This window comes from Desulfovibrio sp. UIB00, from assembly GCF_022508225.1.
Classification (GTDB): Bacteria; Desulfobacterota; Desulfovibrionia; order Desulfovibrionales; family Desulfovibrionaceae; genus Desulfovibrio.
Genome location: NZ_JAETXJ010000006.1, coordinates 131,913 through 149,193 on the forward strand (window position 1 = coordinate 131,913; position 17,281 = coordinate 149,193).

Consider the following 17,281-nt stretch of genomic DNA (forward strand, 5'->3'; position numbering starts at 1 on the left):
TATGCCTTCCCAACCGCGCACGAACCTCAGCAGTCTTTGCATATGCTCAAGCCTCATCGCCGTGACGTTCTTTTACGTCACGGCGATCGGGGCTTTTGCCGCTTCTGCCGCCAGTGCGGATCAAAGCACCTATGCCGGAAACATGCTGGACAAAATTATTGAGATATGGGCCCCGCCCCCGGCGCTTAAAAGCGATTTCAGGGTGCGCCTCAAGGTCACGGTTAACGGGCGTGGGCAGGTTGAAGACTGCAAACCGGTCAAATCCTCGGGTCTGGAGGCTTTTGACAGTTCTGTATGCGGTGCGGTGCGGCAGGTTGGTTCTTTTGGAACACCGCCTTACGGCGCGCCCATGGACGTTCATCTGACATTCTGGAACGGCACCCCCAAGGGCAAGCCCAAGGCGGAAACCCTCAGTTCGGAAGAAGCGCTGCGGGCCGAGGTCAAGGCCAGAAACAAGGCCGAAGCCGCGCTTGGCGACACAAGAGCCGAAGCTGCTGAAGACCGCGCCCGAGAAAGAGCCGAAGCCATTGCCAGGGCCAACGGCAAGGACGCGCCGGAAGTAAGGGCCGCGCCGGTGGCCCCTGCATCGGCCCCCAAGGCAAATGCTGAAAGCAAGAAAAAGGGCGCAAAGGCTCCGGCCACGGCTCAGGCTGACAACGCACCAGCCACGCAGCTTATCGGCAGGAGCAGCCCCACCGCAGGAGAACAGGCCGCCCCTGCGGCAAAAGAAAAGCCAGCCCGGCAGGTGGACAATCTGCCCACCTATGGCGATCCGGACATGGAAGCCGCATCAGCGGCAGCGTCGGCTCAGACTCAGGCAAAAGAACAGCCCCCGGCAAAAACCGATGCAGCCCCCACGCCCTCTGACCGGGCCACGGTGGCCGCGCCGGGGACCCCTGCGCCAGGGGCAACGGCAGCTGGCACAACGGCATCTGGCGCATCCGGCGTTGATCGTGTAAAATATCGGCGTGACGCTACCCGGCAGGTTCGCGACGCTATCCTGATCCCTGCCGAAACAGAGCCGGGCGAATATCAGACACGCCTGAGGCTTACGATTTCCCCCCAAGGAGAAATCACAGATTTCAAGGTAATATCGCCCACGGGCGACAAGCTTCTTGACAAATATGTGCAGCGAGGCATACGCCGAGCAGGCAGCTTGCCCCCTCCGCCCGCCGAACTTGGGGGAACGCTGGACATCACCCTTACACTGGTGCGCCGCTGAGGCGTGCTGCTTGAACAAGGAATACTGACGCCATGAAAAAACAGCTTCTTCTCCTGACCCTGGGGTTCTGGCTGGCTCTCGGAAGCGGGGCGCAGGCCGCCATGCGCGTGGACATTTACGGTCCGGGGCAAAACATTGTTAACCTTGCCCTGGCGGCCCCCATCAAGGGCCCCTCTGCTGAAGCGAACAGCATGGGCACAGACCTGCAAAAAATCGTGCAGGAAAACCTGAGCTTTTTGCCCTTTATGCGTCTTACCGATCCCAGAGCAGTGCTTGGCGGCGTTGTTCTGCCCGGGTATGAGCCGCCGTCCCTCGATTTCAAGCGCTTCCAGCTTGCCGGGTCGGACATTGTGGTAACGACTTACTGGCCCGAGGGCGACAGCGGCACCCGCCCCGTGCAGATCCGCGCATTTGAAACCAACACTGGCGGGCGACTTTTCGGCAAGGAGTACCCCAAGGTTACTTCCAAAGACCTGCCCGAAGTGGCCGACCGCTTCTGCGCCGACCTGCTTGAAGCCCTTACGGGCAATGGCGCCTTCTTCCGCTCCACGCTTGCCTTTGTAAAAAAGACGGGCAAGATGAGCGCCAACGTATGGCTGGTCAAGCCCACCGGGCGCGACCTGCGGCAGATCACCAACATGCCCGGCGAGTCCATGTCGCCCGCATGGTCGCCTGATGGTCGCTTTGTGGTCTTTACCCACATTGACGAAAAATCCCATGCCCTCGGCGTTTGGGATCGCTCCAGCGGCAAAGTGCAGCGTATCCGCTTTCCCGGCAACGTGGTTATCGGCCCTGCCTTTATGCCTGACAACAAGGTGGCCGTGGCGCTTTCCAACGGCAAGTACCCTGTTATCTTCCAGCTGAACCACGTTTTCCAGAAAGAACGCGTGCTTGAGCAAAACGACTCCATCAACGTTTCGCCCACATTTGACAGCACGGGCACCAAGATGGCATTTACCTCTTCACGCCTTGGCGGCCCGCAGATTTTCCTCAAGGATCTGAGCAGCGGATCGGTCACGCGCGTGAGCAAAAACGGCACGTACAACACCGAGGCCAATCTGTCGCCTGACGGAACCCTGGTGGTGTACAGCCGCATGACCGATTATGGTCACCGTATTTTTGTGCAAGATATGCTTACCGGCATGGAACGTCAGGTTACTTTCGGCCCCGGCAGCGATGAACAGCCCGCTTTCTGCGCCGACAGTTACTTTATTGCGTTCTCGTCCACGCGCAGCGGTCACGGCATCTACCTGACCACCCGCCATGGCGGCGATGCGAAGCAGGTACCCACCGGTGGTGGTTCCGTCTACTTCCCGCGCTGGGGCATGCCCGGTCAGCAAAAATAGCTAAAAATTAACAGATAGGCCTCTTACCCGCATTTTTACTCGATTTTCCGGCCCTCAGGGGACGAAATGGGTAAAAAATATTTTACGAAAGTGCGTCGAAACCCCCTTCCACGCCTTGACAAAAATTGCGGGCCAGATACCATCTGTTATGCGAGGACGAAACGGCCTCGCGTGTGCAGAAAGGAAAGGTATCAATTTTTTTGGAGAATGAGCTGTTCAGGAGGACACACAATGAAACGCTATGCTCTTATTCTCGCTCTGGTTATGGCCCTTGCCGCCGGCTTCGGTTGCGCAAAGAAAACCACCAGCGAACCCGGCTATGACGATGGCCTGACCCCCGAAATGCGTGCGGCCATCCAGCAGATCACTGACGCCCGCGTCTACTTCGCTTTCGACAAATTCGACATCAAGCCCGAATACAAAGAAATGCTGAAGACCAAGGCCGATCTGCTGAAGAAGTACTCCTCTATCCGCGTGCGCATCGAAGGCAACTGCGACGAACGCGGCACCCAGGAATACAACCTCGCCCTCGGCGAACGCCGCGCCCGCGCTTCCTACGAATACCTGGTTACGCTTGGCGTGAATCCCAGCCAGCTGGAAATGATCAGCTACGGCAAGGAAAACCCCGCCGTGCAGGGTAACAACGAAGCTTCGTGGTCCAAGAACCGCCGCGACGACTTCCGCGTGATCGCCCACTAGTCTTTTTAAGATTAGTACTGAAAGAGCCGCCCTTTGGGGCGGCTCTTTTTTTTGCCCTGCGTACGGCCTGCAAAGGGCTTTACCCAGCACAACCTTTGCACACATATCTGCATCAGCATCTGGCGTTGTACGGCCTGCGCTGTCTTCGCCCCCTTTGTTCCACACTGCGTAGGAACATTGCGTGCAAGCATTGCCGCCCCATCGTGCGCGCCCAGTGCTATTTACCGCCGCAACGTCCTGTCAGCAGAGCAAAAAAATACCCAACTGTTACAGATATATGACTTTGCGCCAGGAACTTGCGGGCAGCGGCATCACAGGATACAGTGCAGACAACAGAGGTTACCTGCATGAAAATTGCCATTCTTGACGGTGCGGTGCTCAATCCCGGTGATGTGGATTGGGGCCCGATCACATCCCTTGGCGATGTGTCCATTTATGAAACCACTCCCACCGAAGCGGTTGCAGAGCGCACCCAGGGGGCAGACGTGGTGCTTGTCAACAAAACCCCGTTGACTGGCGCAAATCTTGCGCAACTGGACAGCAATGTCCGCATGGTTGGCGTTCTTGCCACCGGCTATAATATTGTAGATGTTGATGCGCTGGCCGCACGCAATGTTCCTGTATGCAACGTTGTTGCTTACGGCGTGAGCGATGTGGCCCAGCATGCAATGGCGCTCTTGCTTGAACTGTGCCGCCACACGAGCCTGCATTCCGAAAGCGTCAAAAACGGCGACTGGCTCAAATCCAAAAGCTGGTGCTACTGGAAGATCCCGCCTCTGTGCCTGGAAGGCCTGACCATGGGCCTCATTGGTTTTGGCTCCATAGGCCGCCGTATGGGTGAACTGGCCCACGCCTTTGGCATGAGCGTACTCGCCTACTGCCGCACCCCCAAGGATCCGCCGTCCTACGGCCCCTTTGCCTTTGCCACGCTTGAGCATCTGCTTTGCGCATCGGACGTGGTTTCGCTGCACTGCCCGCTGACCAAGGAAACACGCAACATCATCAATGCCAAAACACTTTCGTCCATGCGCAAAGGGGCTATTCTGCTGAATACCTCGCGTGGGCCGCTGGTGGATGAAGCCGCCGCTGCTGAAGCCCTGAAATCCGGGCATCTGCGAGGTCTTGGAACTGACGTGCTTGCACAGGAGCCTCCGCAGGACGACAATCCCCTGTTTTCAGCGCCCAACACGCTGATTACGCCGCACATTGCTTGGGCTACCACACGTGCGCGGCAAAACATCATTGACCTCATGGCGGAGAACATCCGGCGCTGGCAGGCAGGAACTCCCGTCAATGTGGTGAATGGGGTAAAATAAGCGCCAATCATGTACATCGATATACACACCCATGCCTTTCATCCCAAGATAGCGCACAAGGCAGTGGATCACCTGAATGAATTTTATAGCGTCAACTGCGCGGGCGATGGCACCATCGCCCACCTGCTGGAGCGCGAACGTAAGGCCGAGATGGAAAAGTGCGTGGTTTTGTGCGCAGCCACAGCACCGGCCCAGGTTATTCCGGCAAACAACTACGCCATCACCTTGCAAAAGGAGCATGCGGACAGGGTCATCGCCTTTGGTACGGTGCACCCGGGCTATGAAAACTGGGAGGCGGAGCTTAATCGCATCAAGGGCGCGGGCATCCGTGGCATCAAGCTGCACCCTGATTTTCAGAGCTTCTGGCTGGACGACCCTCGCCTTCTGCCCATTTTTGAAGCAGCGCAAAAAGACTTTGTATTTGAAATCCACATAGGCGACAGAACAACGCCAGCCCAAAACCCCTCCTGCCCTTACAAACTGGCGGCTATTCTGCGTCAGTTCCCCCGCATGAGGGTGATTGCGGCCCATTTTGGCGGCTACCGCATGTGGGCGCATGCGCTTGATGCTCTTGCTGGCAACAGGTTTGAAAACCTTTGGTTTGACACCTCAAGTACAACGCCCTTTGCCACCCCGCTGCTTGCCAAAAAACTTCTTGGGGCTTTTCCGCGAGAACGTATTCTCTTTGGCACAGATTGGCCGCTGTACGACCCTGTGGAAGAACGACAACGCCTGCAACGCCTTGCCAGCCTCAAGGATGCGGAGATGGAAACCATCATGAGCAACGCCACGTCCTTGCTGTGCGACAGTGCCCCGCAGGCGAAAAGCCAGCTCAGCCATTGACAGCCGACCCTCTTTGCGGGTAAGTGTCTTGCCAAGCCGGACGGCGGCAGCACTGCCAACCCCGTCAGGTCCGAAAGGAAGCAGCGGCAACAGACGTTGCCGGGTGTCCGGCCCACAAAAAACCGCAATGGTACCCCGTTGCGGTTTTTTGCGTCCTTGAAAAATCGCGACAATCACAGACCCTGCAAAAAGGAATTGCCGCCGCCCCCAGAGGGCACAGCGGCAATTTCGGTTCTGCTGCAGTTATGCGGGCAGATGCCTTGCTAATTCTGGTCCTTAGACGGCTCGTCCTCATCAACCATCACATCCACCTGATAAATACCGCGCATTTCGTCCAGGTGAGCGCGCATGGCCTTTTCCGCCAAGTCTGGGTCACGCTTTTTGAGCGCTTCGTACACGCCAACGTGGGCGCGGTATGAACGCTCGCTCTGCTTGCGCACCTGCAAAGAGGCGTACAGAGGCGTGATCAGCCAACCGGCAAAGCCTTCGGCCAAAAGCCCGAGAAAGTTGTTGCCCATGCATTCCACAAGATAGCGATGGAAATCAATATCCGCTTCGGCAAAAGCGCGTATTTCCGATGCGTCCAGCAATCTGCGCTGATTTTGCAGCTGCTCGTCAAGGCGGGTCAGTTGCTCATCAGTTATTTCAAGGGCCATGCGCCGCACCACGGCGGTTTCAAAAAAGAGCCGCAGATCGTGCAGTTGACGCCAGCCGTCAGGCGAGCTGGAGTAAATCTCGAGTGTAGCCCTCATCTCGCGCAGCAGGGGCTTGAGCGTCAGGCGGCACACGCGGGCGCGCATGCCGGGCGAGACCTCAATAAGGCCCATGCGCGCCAGACCGGAAAGAGCTTCGCGCACAGCAGGCCGGCCCACGCCGAACTCGTCCATCAACTCGCGCTCGGAGGGCAGCTTTTGCCCTACCTGATAAACGCCGCTCTGAATGTCATCCAGCAGGCAACTCAGCACTTCAGTGTGCACTCTGGGCCGCTGAATGCTGCGCTTTCTTCCGGCCTGTGCATCGGCATCCATATTTTTCGAATTTTCGGTATTCATGGCGAAATTCGTTTCTCCTTGAGGTCTGCGGTACGCCGCATCTTTTTGAAAAAACAAGAATTTGTATGAGTCAAAAAAGCAGTAATCCCATAAACCTTTACAAAATTTTCATAAGATATTTCCTTACCCCATGAATTTCTGTATACTTATACAAGAAGGCCGACACAAAATGCTGCGGCTGACCGGTTACTTCCGGCTATTGCCCGCAATGCCACATTGTTGCTGGCCCAAAAACTTTTTTGAGAGCATGTTCAACTGAGGCTGCCCAGCGCCCACAGGCGCATTTTTTACACTGTCACGGCAGACAAACAGATGAAGGAGCAAGTGATGTCACGTATCAAGAACCTGCGGGAAGAAGCCCTGGCCATGCACAAGGAATATCAGGGGAAAATTGAGGTTCGGGTCAAAGCCCCTGTGCGCGATAACGACGACCTCACCCTAGCCTACTCGCCCGGCGTTGCCGAGCCTTGCATGGAAATTCATAAAGATCCCGCAATGCTTGATGTTTATACAAACCACTCCAACTTTGTCTGCGTCGTTTCCAACGGCACTGCCGTGCTTGGCCTTGGGAGCATCGGCGCTGCCGCTGCCATGCCCGTTATGGAAGGCAAATCCCTGCTGTTCAAAACCTTTGGCGATGTGGATGCCTTCCCCATCTGCGTGGACACCAAGGACACCGGCAAGATCGTGGAGCTGGTTGAACTCATGGCCCCGACCTTTGGCGGCGTGAACCTTGAAGACATCAAGGCCCCTGAATGCTTTGTCATTGAAGACACCCTGAAAAAGAACGGCATCTTCAAAGGCCCCATTTTCCATGACGACCAGCACGGCACCGCCGTTGTTACCCTGGCCGGTCTTATCAATGCTCTGAAAATTGTTGGCAAAAAACTTGATGAAGTGACCGTTGTCACCAGCGGCGCTGGCGCTGCGGGTATTGCCATCATCAAGCTGCTCATGGCCGTGGGCCTCAAAAACGTCATCATGTGCGATTCCAAAGGCGCTATCTGGCAGGGCCGCCCCGAAGGCATGAATCCCTACAAGGATGAAATCGCCAAGCACACCAATCCCAACAAGATCAAGGGCGGTCTGGCCGAGGCCATCAAGGGCGCCGATGTCTTTATTGGCGTTTCCGCGCCCAACTCCCTGAATGAAGACATGATCCGCAGCATGGCCAAGGATCCCATTGTTTTTGCCCAGGCAAATCCCATCCCCGAAATCTGGCCCCTGCAGCGCGCCTTTGATGGCGGCGCAAAAGTGGTGGCAACGGGCCGCTCCGACTGCCCCAACCAGATCAACAACGTGCTGGCCTTCCCCGGCATCTTCAGGGGCGCCATTGACGTACGCGCCACCGACATCAACGATGCCATGAAGATCGCTGCCGCCACGGCCCTTGCCGAACTCGTCAAACCTGAAGAGCTCAGCCCCAGCATGATCATTCCTTCGACCCTGAACCCGGACGTGGCTCCACTGGTGGCGGCTGCCACAGCCAAGGCCGCCATGGAAAGCGGCATTGCCCGCGTCCACATGAATCCTGACGATGTGGCGGAAAACCTCAGAAAGCGTCTCGCCAAGCGCCGGGGGTAAAACTTCTGATCGCTGGCTGGTATCACCATTCAAGGGGTCGCGCATGCAGCGCGGCCCTTTTTTTGCCTGTCTTCCGGGCCAATATCCTGCGCAGTGCAAATCCGGCACGAGCCATGTTTAAACCTCGACAGAAAAAACATTCAGGAAAAACAACTCCCTGTTTGATCACTCGTTCTGTCGATAATACAGCATTTTAAGAAGTGATACCACGCAATATGCCTGTGGGCAATTACCTGCTGCGGCCCTATGTATTTCATAATTCGCCAGATCACTGACTGGTTGCTCAACCTATAAAAATTTATCGTTTCTGTAAAGACCTCTGACGCAAATTTGCAACAGGTCTGGCATCTTCGCCCCTTTCTTCCCAACATACCATCGCGGTATTTAAATAGTTTTTCTACTCAGCAAGGCATGAAAAAAATAAAAAAGGCGCCCTCAGCCGAAGCCAGGACGCCCTGTTTTTCCTATTGATGGAGGGGCTGAAACACAGACAGCATGTCTGCGAAAACTGTGTTTTGGCTGTAATTCCCAAAGCAAAGCAGACAAAAACGCTCGCCTCCTGCCCTGCCCCAAAAACTAATTAATGACCAGTGATGCCATATTTTTTGAGCTTGTATTGCAGCAGGCTTTTTGAAATTCCAAGATATTCTGCTGCCTTGACCTGCACAAGCTCCGCCCTCACCAGGGCACGGCGGATAAGCGCGGCTTCAATCTTTTCAAGCGTATCAGCCAGATCAAGCTGTACAGGCAGCAGATCCACCGCGCTTTTGAACTGCGATTCTTCATCGCGGATCTCGGCGGGCAGATTGTCCACGTCAATGACATTGCCCGGCACCAGCACAAGGCAGCTTTCCACCACGTTTTCAAGCTGGCGAATGTTGCCCGGCCACTCGTACCCCGTGAGGTAGTTCAACGCCTCCGTGCTGAAGGTCTTGGGCGGCATGGAATTGTCTGTGCAGACCTTTTCTACAAAGTGCGCCACAAGCAGGGGGATGTCTTCCCTGCGCTCGCGCAGGGGCGGCAGGGGAACCTGCACAACGTTAAGGCGGTAGTAGAGGTCATCGCGGAATGCCCCCTTCTCCACCAGCGCGGCAAGATCCTTGTTGGTGGCCGCCACCACGCGAATATCCACCTCAATTTCCTCGCCACCGCCCACGCGTTCAAAACGCCGTTCCTGCAAGACGCGAAGCAGCTTGACCTGAAGGTCAGGCGTGAGCTCCGCAATTTCATCCAGAAACAGGGTGCCGCTGTCTGCCTGCTCAAAGCGCCCGCGCCGCATGGCGACAGCACCCGTGAACGACCCCTTTTCGTGCCCGAAAAGCTCGCTCTCAAGCACGCCGGGGTTCAGAGCCATGCAGTTCACCGACACAAAGGGCTTGTCCTTACGGGGGCTGGTATAGTGGATGGCCCGGGCAACCAGCTCCTTGCCCGTACCGGATTCACCAGTAATGAGCACCGTGGAGCGGCTGGGCGCAGCACGCTCAACCATGAGCAAAACGTCCCGTATGGCCCTGCTGCGGCCCACAATCTTGTGGACGCCGTAGCGGTCTTCCATGACTTCCTGCAACAACCGGTACTGACGGTGCGCCCGCGAAAGCTCCACGGCATTGTGGATGGAAAGCAGCAGTTCGTCATTGGAAAAAGGTTTGGTGATGTAGTCAAATGCGCCGTAGCGCATGACCTCGACGGCACTTTCAATGGAGCCGAAGGCCGTCATGATAAGCACCGGAATGTACGGCCAGTTCTTTTTAACCCGCTCGAGCACTTCGCGCCCTGTGACCTTGGGCATTTTCATGTCGGTCACAATAACGTCCACTTCGCTTTCGTCCAGAAATGCCAATGCGGTTTCAGGGTCGCTGATGGCCGTGACTGCATAGCCCTCGTCTTCAAGCAGGGTTTGCAAAACCAGCAGATAGTTTTTTTCATCGTCAATGATCAGAAGATGCGCTTTTTCACTCATTATGTATCCTATGCGCCAGTTTGGGCTCTGGGCAGCAGAACCCTCACCAGCGCCCCGCCCTCGGGGCCGTTTTCAAGCTTGATGACACCGCCGTGGCTTGAGATGATCGACTGCACAATGGGCAAACCAAGCCCTGTGCCGCCATCCTTGGTAGTAAAAAAGGGATCCAGCAGGTTAGGTAGCGTAGCGGGGTCAAAACCGGGGCCAGAATCAAGAAATTCAATGCAAACGTGGCCGTTGTCGTCAATGCGCCCATTTATGCGCACAACGCCCGGCCCATCCATCGCCTGCTGGCCGTTCACAAGGATATTGTAAAAAGCCCGGTACAGCAAATCCTTGTCGCCGGGTGTAAAAAGCCCACTCTCGCACTGCCTCTCAAGCGCCACGCCAAAGCGCCCCATCTCGCCTTCAAGAAAGGCCAGAACCTGATCCAGCACCACATTCACGTCCACAACGTCCTGCTTGGGCTGGCGGGGACGGGCGTAGTCCAGAAAGTCGTTGACTGTCTGCGAAAGGCGAACAGCCTCGTCATAAATGGCCCCAAGAATACGGCGTGTGCTGGCGTCGGCCTTGTCGGTACGGCGTTGCAGCAGCTCGGCGCTTGAACGGATGATACCCAGCGGATTGCGGATTTCGTGCGCGATGCTGGCCACCACCCTGCCCATGCTCACCAGCCGTTCATTGCTGTGCAACTGGTTTTCAAGAACCCGGTTCTTATACATGCGCGCCGCCAGCACCCGCTCCGACCGATGGATCAGCATGAGCAGCAGGCCAAACATGATAACAGACGAAAGCAGACACATGACAACAATGATGCCCTGAAACGTCAGCACCTGCTCATAGTCGCCCGTAATATCCTGCGTGAGCTCCAGCGCGCCCATGATGGGCGCTTCCTCCCCTGGGTGCAGGGGTTCGCCGCGCAGGGGATAAAGAATGCGCAGCACAAACGAGCCTTCCTGCAACGGCACACGGAAAGGAGCCTGCCAGCCCGGCATGGTCGAGATGATTTCCGACCTCGGCGCTCCACCTCCCAGGATGTCGTCCAGATATGGCGGGGATAACCCGGCGCGGCCCAGATCTTCCTTCTTGGTGGAATATGCCACCAGACGCGAAAAATCATAAATACGCAGCCGCTCGACCGGCAAACCGTGAATGACGGACTTCACCACCTGATCCAGCCTGTCATACTGTTCGGGCTGGCGCAGCGCGATACGCCCGTAGCCCAGCAAGGTGGGCAAGGCGAACCGGCGGAATATCTGGCTGTTGAGATTTTCCACAAGCTGCTGAGCAAAGTTCTCCTGCCGTGTGAGCAGGGTCTCGCGCGCAGAGTTGGAAATGAAGAAAGAAAGCCCCAGGCTGGTCAGCAAAATGACCACAAGCGAGAGCCAGGATAATGTGCGGGCGTAACTTGGCAACGCGCTATCCGCGTCAACGGTCTGGGCGCAGGCATCCTCGCACTGGCGGATGCAGGCTTCGTTACGCTGCTTTTTTCTGAACATGACAATGCCTTTGCGCGCGCGGCGGCTCCGGGCGGCGCGGCACTTCTGCCACCGCCGCCGGGGCGCAGGGAAAACGACCGCTACGCCCCGCCGCAAAGCCGCCGCTACGCGACAGGTTATAAAAACCCCAGGCATATCCGAAAGCCGCCGCCTGACGGCCACCGCCATTCCTGAAGCACATTTCGGCACACAGGCAAAGGGTTGCAACCAGCGCGGGATACCGTTTTTTTGCCCTTGGCAACGGTCCCGCGTCCTTCACTTGCTTAAAACTTCTGTTCCATTCTGGGTACGGCAAGGTATTCCGCCAGATCTGCTTCTTCCTGCGCATAGCCGCCAGCCCCAAGCCGCGCGTTGGCAAGGCATTTGCCCAGCTCCACTGCGGGTTGATCCAGCGGATTGATGCCCATGAGCCAGCCCGTAAACAGGGTGGCCGCCTCAAGCAGCAGCATGAGCGAACCAGCGGCGCGGGGGCCTTTGTTGTGCATTTCCACATGCAGCAGGGGTACGCCGCTCTGGCACAGGGCCATACGGGTTCCCAGGGCCTCGGCTTCAAGCAGGCTGCCAAAGGGTTTGGCGCGCAGCCAGGCCCACTGATCCGGTACATCCATGCCGAAATTGGGCCCCTGTGCCTGGTCGCAGCTGGTCAGGAAAATGCAGCCCTTGTTACGCGGGCCGCTCAAAAACATCTGGTTGATGGAATGCTGATCCGTCACACCGGTCGCTGGCACAGGCTGGCTGCCCTGCCCGTCCTTGCCCAGGCTTTCGGCCCAAAGCTGGGCAAACCAGTCGCCGTAGGCGGCCCACTGCGGAATATAGCTGAAAAATATCAGTTGGCTGTAGCCCTTGTCTTCCAGAGCCTTGGCCCAGCAGGCCAAGGCGAACGAAGGATGCTCGGCCACGTGCTCCGGATTTTGCAGCAGGGGGCGTGCAACATCGGCTGCGCCGTCCAGCAGGGCCTGCCAGTCTATGCCCAAAAAGGCCGCAGGCAAAAGCCCCACCGCAGAGAGGGCCGAATAGCGCCCGCCAAGATAATCCGGCACTTCAAGGGCGGTCAGCCCATAGCGGTTTGCTTCTTCGCGCAGGTAGCCCTTGCGTTCGTCGGTGACAACGATCATCTGATCCTGCCAGCCCTCGCCCACGCTGGCCTTAAGCCAATCGCGCACAAGAAAATACTGCGAGATAGTCTCAATGGTGCCGCCAGATTTACTGATGCACACCACCACGGTTTCCGTGGGATTGAGCTTGCCGAGCAGGGCTTCAAAGCGCTCCGCGCAGACATTGTCCGCAATCCAGAGCCACGGGCCGCGATGCCCGGGGCCGTCCTGCCCCGGCGCAAAGGCCTGCTGCATGGCCCGCGCCCCAAGGGCAGAGCCGCCGATGCCCAGCACCAGCATATGCTTGTAGGCCTTGATGCGGGGAATCAGCGGGGCCATTTCCACTTCCAGCTTGGCGCGGAAGGGCATGGAAATAAAGGGCAGCTCGCCGGATGCCAGCTCGCGCTGAAGCCTCTGGGCCACTTCCGGCGCGCGCGCCTTCAGGGCCGCAGCAGAACCAGCGTCAAGGCGATGAGCATATGCTCTCGACCATTCGAGCAAATGAGGCATGGATACCTCCTGTGGTGTTGCGCCGCGTTCTTGGTGGCGCATTACAAAAGTCGCAAGGGTTTGGGAGCAAAAAAACGCCGCCGCACGGCCTTGTATGTCTGCGGACGCACGCCAAACCGGCAATGCCACAGGGCACAGGCATCGCGAGCCGCACAGGCGCGCACCTCCACCCTGTCGCCAGCACAGCCCATGCACTGCCTGCGAATGGCCCGCAAGGCCTGTCGCGCGGCTTGTTCCGCCGGGGCGGGGCATTCCTCGCCCGCCAGCGTGGCAAGCCGCCAGGCCCAAAGGGGGCACTCTTCATCCGCGCAGGCGCGAACCGCCTTGGCAGACGCGCCCTGACACTCCAGACAAAACTGCCGGATGGCTGTCAGAGAACCATTCTTGCCCCTGCCGGAATTTTTTGCGCGTTCGGCATCCGTGGTCATCAGGATTTGGAAGCCCCGCAGCATTTCTTGTATTTTTTGCCGCTGCCGCAGGGGCAGGGATCATTACGACCCACCTTGGGTTCCTGCCTGCGGTAAGCGTCAGGCCGCAGGGCCACGCCGTCCACATAATAAATCTTGTCGTCCTTGCGCTGAAAAAAGCTGCGCTCGCCCAACTGGCGGGGGATGCCCTCCAGTTCATAATAGGCATAAAATTCAACAACATCAAAAAGCTCGCCGTGTTCTCCGGCGGGAACATCGTTTTCTGTCGCGGCAATATCAAGACGCAGCCAGGTGATATCCTTGGTCTGCTCGGCCAGTTTGTCGGCGTCCACATTTTCCCGGTAGTCGGGATGCGTGGTTTCCACAAGCCACTGATGACGGCCAAGCACATAGGCCGAATACCGCGAACGCATGAGGCTTTCTGCGTTCTGGGGCCAGGACGCGCCTTCAATATGGGGGCCGCAGCATTGGTCCAGAGACTGGCCGCTGCCGCAGGGGCAAAGTTGAGACATGAAAATTCCGCCTTGGTTTAAGCCCTCAGGGGGCATATGCAACACAATAAGCATAGCTTATGGCAAAGCAGGCGGCAAGAGCGGCAAGGCGGGATGAATGCGGCGGGCAAAAAAAAAGCGGCATGCACAGGTGACGCGCCAAGTGCATGCCGCAGGAGACCGAACGACCTTATCTGTCTGTGACCGGAGGAGAGAGCGGCCTTGGGGGCCGCAATTGGACAAGACAGCCAGGACGAACGGCGGTATTGCTCGCACCGGCTTCTGTTGCCGGGCTTGTGATTGAGTCAAAATTCAGTTCAAGCGTACCGTTCTTTGCTTCTTGGGCGCGAGCGGTGCCAAGGGGCATGCCTTGCGCATCATAAACGGCGCAGGGCGTTCCCTTTGCGGGCGCGCGCAGACCGTACAGCAGGCACCAGATGTGGTCGGATTGCGATTGCGCGGCAGTGTCAGCATTCTGTTCCACGCGCACGATTTCTCCGCAGCCAAGGGTTGTCAGCTGGCGTATGTACTTGCTGCCAAGCCTGAACACCACAACCCCGCCCAGCAGGGCCAGACCGCAGCATCCCGCAGCCAGCACAAAGGGGTTATAGCCGGTAATGCGGCGCAAATACGAGGTGGACGCAGCCCGCATGGCGGTTTCATCGGCATGCACGACAACAGTATAGTGCTGCGTGGTGCTGGCAGCCGCCCCCCTGAAGGAAACCTTCAGGCCGTAACTGCCGGGTTCCGCCACGGCATCGGCGCGCACACTGCCTCGCCACATGCCGTTGCCAAACCAGTATCCCGCAAAGAATCCTTCCAGATCATAAAAAAGGGCCGGATTTTCCGGGGTAAATTGCGCCTTGAGGTCGCTGTTGACGGGATTTTTGATGGTCAGCGGCCCGGATATGGACACGCTGCCGCCGGGCAGCAATTCGATCACATCCGCGCCAGACCTTGCAAGGCCTTGCAGGCCGTCAAGTATCCCCAGCAGGGCAAAACCCAGCAACAGGGCGCACAGAGCGCCCCAATAACGCTGCCGGGCACGGGTCTGGAGGCAGTTCTGCCAACCCTGGCTTTTGATGAATTCCCCCATAGGTTCCTTCCTGCCCGCCTGTGGTATGGTCATGACACACGACATTGCTGCTGCTCCCGTTTATCGGCGATCAATGACGGGGCACATGGACGTTTCGGCCACGTGCCAGCTTACGAGCCGCTGTCCGAGGCGCGGCAGTTCCACAAGGCTCTGAAACTCGGCGGGATATACCTGGCGCACCTTTTTGGTAAGCCAGAAGGCCCCTGCCCACGTAGGCACCGTGATGCCAAAAAACCATGCGCAGAACACCAGTTCCGAGGCCCCAGAACTGTGGGCCGACTGATACATGCCCACAAAGATCGCGCCAACCATGACTGCGTTGGCCGCAACCCGGATTATGCTGGAATAGAGGGTCTGACGGTAACTGTTCATTGATGCTCTCCTGAGTGTGTTTGTCCACCCGAGGTGCGCCGGAGCGGGGCGAACCGCTCCGGCGCGCAGGGTGGGGGTAGGCACCCTGGGGGTTTACTTCTTGAAGATGTTGGTCTTGGACACGTTCATGATGCGCATGGACTGGGCCTTGTCGGCGTTGCGGTAGGCAATGCGCATTTCGTCGCCAGCGGTCCATACATAGGCCGGGTAATCCTGGGCTTCAGCAGGAATCTTGAAGGTGATCAAAGACTTCTGGCGTCCAGAGTACACGGTGACGGTCTGCTGATCCTTGTCGATAATGGGGAAGGTCTTGCCCTTGACCTTGGGATGGTCGGAGCCGACGTTCTTTTCCACATCGGTGAACTGCACGGCCAGTTCGCGCACGCTGTTGGTCTTCTGGTCATAGATAAGCACGGTGTTCTTGACCAGATCGATCATCAGGCGGCCACCCACGCTGGGGGTCGGGCCCATGTCTTTGGATTCCACAGGCAGCTTGAAGGTATGCGTGCCGCCGCTGTAGTGCGGGTTAAACTGATCGTGCGTCACGTCCACCACAATGGTGAGGGTTTTGGCTGTGGCATCAAAGGCCACGCAGCGTCCCTGTTCCACGCCTCCGTCGAAGTTGCAGCCGGTGAGCAGTGCAACAGAGAAGGCCATCGCCAGCATAAGCATCAGGTTACGAATCTTCATGGCGGGTCTCCTTCTAGTTGGCCGCGGGCTGGTTCTTCTTGGCGGCAATTTCCGCCTTGGCGCCCTGTACCATCTTGACGGTTATGTAAAGGGAGATAGCCGACACGAAGCCGAGCACGTCGATCGTAGCAGCCGGGCCAAGCAGCCAGCCCCATGCCGGGAATTCAGCTTCAACCAGCTTGCACACAACCGAGATGAGGCAGCCGATAACGGCCAGGCCGAACACGAAGCGGATGCCGTAACCCTTTACATACTTGGTGGCGACAACGCCGATCTGCGCGCCGATGGCCGCGCCGCACAGCATGATGAGAGCGGCAAGCAGTTCCACGCGGCCCTTGTATGCGTACGAAGCCGTGCCGTAGAGACCGGAGATGGCGACTTCAAAGAGGTCCGTACCCACCGCCAGATGGGTGGGGCAGCCGACAAGATACACCAGGGCGGGCATGCGGATAAGACCGCCGCCGATGCCGAGGATACCAGCCAGCCAGCCGGTGAAGAAGCTGACGAAGATGGGCAGCCATGCGGAGCAGGTGATGTTGGCCTGCTTGAAGTGGAACACAGGCGGAATCTTGATGGCGTGCAGGCGGGAGGCCCAGTCAACGCCAGTTGCCGCGTGATCAAGTTCCTTGTTCTGGGCCTTGGCTTCGCGTTCCTTTCTGCGGCGAGCGGCGATATCGTGAAATACAAGCCATGCCAGCAGCACAAGCAGGACAACGTACAACCAGCGCACAACCTTGTCGACGGAACCAAGGCGTTCCAGCCACATGACCATCTGCGCGCCAACTTCCACGCCCACGATGGTACCAAACAGCATGGTCAGGCCCAAGCCGTAGTCAACGTTGCCGAACTTGCCGTGCCGCATGGTGGAGATAAGCGATTTACCCGCCATCTGCGCCACGTCGGTACCAATGGCGAAGGCCATGGGGAAACCAAGAATGTTCAGACCTGGGGTAACCATCCAGGCGCCGCCCATGCCGAAAAAGCCGCCGATAATGCCAACGCCCAAACCAAGAATGACAAGGCCCGGCCAGAAAATGAACACGCCGGAAATGGGCATCAAAATATACAACCATTCCATA

At 57.7% G+C, this 17,281-nt stretch carries 16 protein-coding genes and 1 other RNA gene; 7 read left to right on the forward strand and 10 right to left on the reverse strand.

The features are described 5' to 3' along the window. The first annotated feature begins 1 nt into the window (after position 1). The 6 genes from JMF94_RS10895 (at position 2) to ffs (ending at position 5,544) form a co-directional block, all read left to right on the forward strand. Entirely contained in the window at positions 2 to 1,222 is a 1,221-nt protein-coding gene (locus JMF94_RS10895) for a TonB family protein (RefSeq protein WP_240825116.1), read from the forward strand. Positions 1,223 to 1,254: 32 nt separating this feature from the next. Further along, entirely contained in the window at positions 1,255 to 2,568 is a 1,314-nt protein-coding gene (locus tag JMF94_RS10900; RefSeq protein ID WP_240825117.1) for a translocation protein TolB, read from the forward strand. Positions 2,569 to 2,799: 231 nt separating this feature from the next. Continuing rightward, positions 2,800 to 3,267 (forward strand): peptidoglycan-associated lipoprotein Pal, encoded by a 468-nt coding sequence (gene pal / locus JMF94_RS10905; protein WP_192112865.1) that lies wholly within the window; start codon positions 2,800 to 2,802, stop codon positions 3,265 to 3,267. A 347-nt stretch (positions 3,268 to 3,614) separates the two neighbouring features. Beyond that, positions 3,615 to 4,583, forward strand: coding sequence for a D-2-hydroxyacid dehydrogenase (locus tag JMF94_RS10910; protein WP_240825119.1), 969 nt, complete (start codon positions 3,615 to 3,617; stop codon positions 4,581 to 4,583). A gap of 9 nt (positions 4,584 to 4,592) precedes the next feature. After that, on the forward strand, positions 4,593 to 5,426 hold the full coding sequence (locus tag JMF94_RS10915) for an amidohydrolase family protein (RefSeq protein WP_240825121.1): 834 nt from the start codon (positions 4,593 to 4,595) through the stop codon (positions 5,424 to 5,426). A 32-nt stretch (positions 5,427 to 5,458) separates the two neighbouring features. Further along, an RNA gene (ffs, locus tag JMF94_RS10920) (signal recognition particle sRNA small type) lies at positions 5,459 to 5,544 on the forward strand. Between the two features lie 145 nt (positions 5,545 to 5,689). On the opposite strand, the gene JMF94_RS10925 is transcribed toward ffs, so the two are convergent. Beyond that, entirely contained in the window at positions 5,690 to 6,478 is a 789-nt protein-coding gene (locus JMF94_RS10925) for an FCD domain-containing protein (RefSeq protein WP_240825122.1), read from the reverse strand. 336 nt (positions 6,479 to 6,814) lie between these two features. Between JMF94_RS10925 and JMF94_RS10930 the strand changes: the two genes are divergently transcribed. Further along, on the forward strand, positions 6,815 to 8,062 hold the full coding sequence (locus JMF94_RS10930) for a malic enzyme-like NAD(P)-binding protein (protein ID WP_346770019.1): 1,248 nt from the start codon (positions 6,815 to 6,817) through the stop codon (positions 8,060 to 8,062). A 580-nt stretch (positions 8,063 to 8,642) separates the two neighbouring features. On the opposite strand, the gene JMF94_RS10935 is transcribed toward JMF94_RS10930, so the two are convergent. The 9 genes from JMF94_RS10935 to JMF94_RS10975 all read right to left on the reverse strand — a co-directional run bounded on the left by JMF94_RS10935 (position 8,643) and on the right by JMF94_RS10975 (position 17,280). Beyond that, entirely contained in the window at positions 8,643 to 10,022 is a 1,380-nt protein-coding gene (locus JMF94_RS10935; protein WP_192112861.1) for a sigma-54 dependent transcriptional regulator, read from the reverse strand. A gap of 8 nt (positions 10,023 to 10,030) precedes the next feature. Further along, positions 10,031 to 11,521, reverse strand: a complete 1,491-nt coding sequence (locus JMF94_RS10940; RefSeq protein WP_240825124.1) for an ATP-binding protein — start codon at positions 11,519 to 11,521, stop codon at positions 10,031 to 10,033. Between the two features lie 263 nt (positions 11,522 to 11,784). Further along, positions 11,785 to 13,125, reverse strand: a complete 1,341-nt coding sequence (locus tag JMF94_RS10945; RefSeq protein ID WP_240825125.1) for a glucose-6-phosphate isomerase — start codon at positions 13,123 to 13,125, stop codon at positions 11,785 to 11,787. 41 nt (positions 13,126 to 13,166) lie between these two features. Then, entirely contained in the window at positions 13,167 to 13,553 is a 387-nt protein-coding gene (locus JMF94_RS10950) for a hypothetical protein (RefSeq protein ID WP_240825126.1), read from the reverse strand. After that, positions 13,553 to 14,065, reverse strand: coding sequence for a YchJ family protein (locus tag JMF94_RS10955; RefSeq protein ID WP_240825127.1), 513 nt, complete (start codon positions 14,063 to 14,065; stop codon positions 13,553 to 13,555). The genes JMF94_RS10950 and JMF94_RS10955 overlap by 1 nt, the downstream gene beginning before the upstream one ends. 169 nt (positions 14,066 to 14,234) lie before the next feature. Next, complete coding sequence (locus JMF94_RS10960; protein ID WP_240825128.1) at positions 14,235 to 15,140, reverse strand: hypothetical protein; 906 nt, start codon at positions 15,138 to 15,140, stop codon at positions 14,235 to 14,237. Positions 15,141 to 15,200: 60 nt separating this feature from the next. Continuing rightward, positions 15,201 to 15,512 (reverse strand): hypothetical protein, encoded by a 312-nt coding sequence (locus tag JMF94_RS10965; RefSeq protein WP_192112856.1) that lies wholly within the window; start codon positions 15,510 to 15,512, stop codon positions 15,201 to 15,203. A gap of 93 nt (positions 15,513 to 15,605) precedes the next feature. Next, positions 15,606 to 16,202 carry a DUF4881 domain-containing protein gene (locus JMF94_RS10970; protein ID WP_240825129.1) on the reverse strand — a complete coding sequence of 199 codons (597 nt, stop codon included), beginning with the start codon at positions 16,200 to 16,202 and terminating at the stop codon, positions 15,606 to 15,608. A 13-nt stretch (positions 16,203 to 16,215) separates the two neighbouring features. Continuing rightward, positions 16,216 to 17,280, reverse strand: coding sequence for a sulfite exporter TauE/SafE family protein (locus JMF94_RS10975; protein WP_240825130.1), 1,065 nt, complete (start codon positions 17,278 to 17,280; stop codon positions 16,216 to 16,218). Position 17,281: the final 1 nt, after the last annotated feature.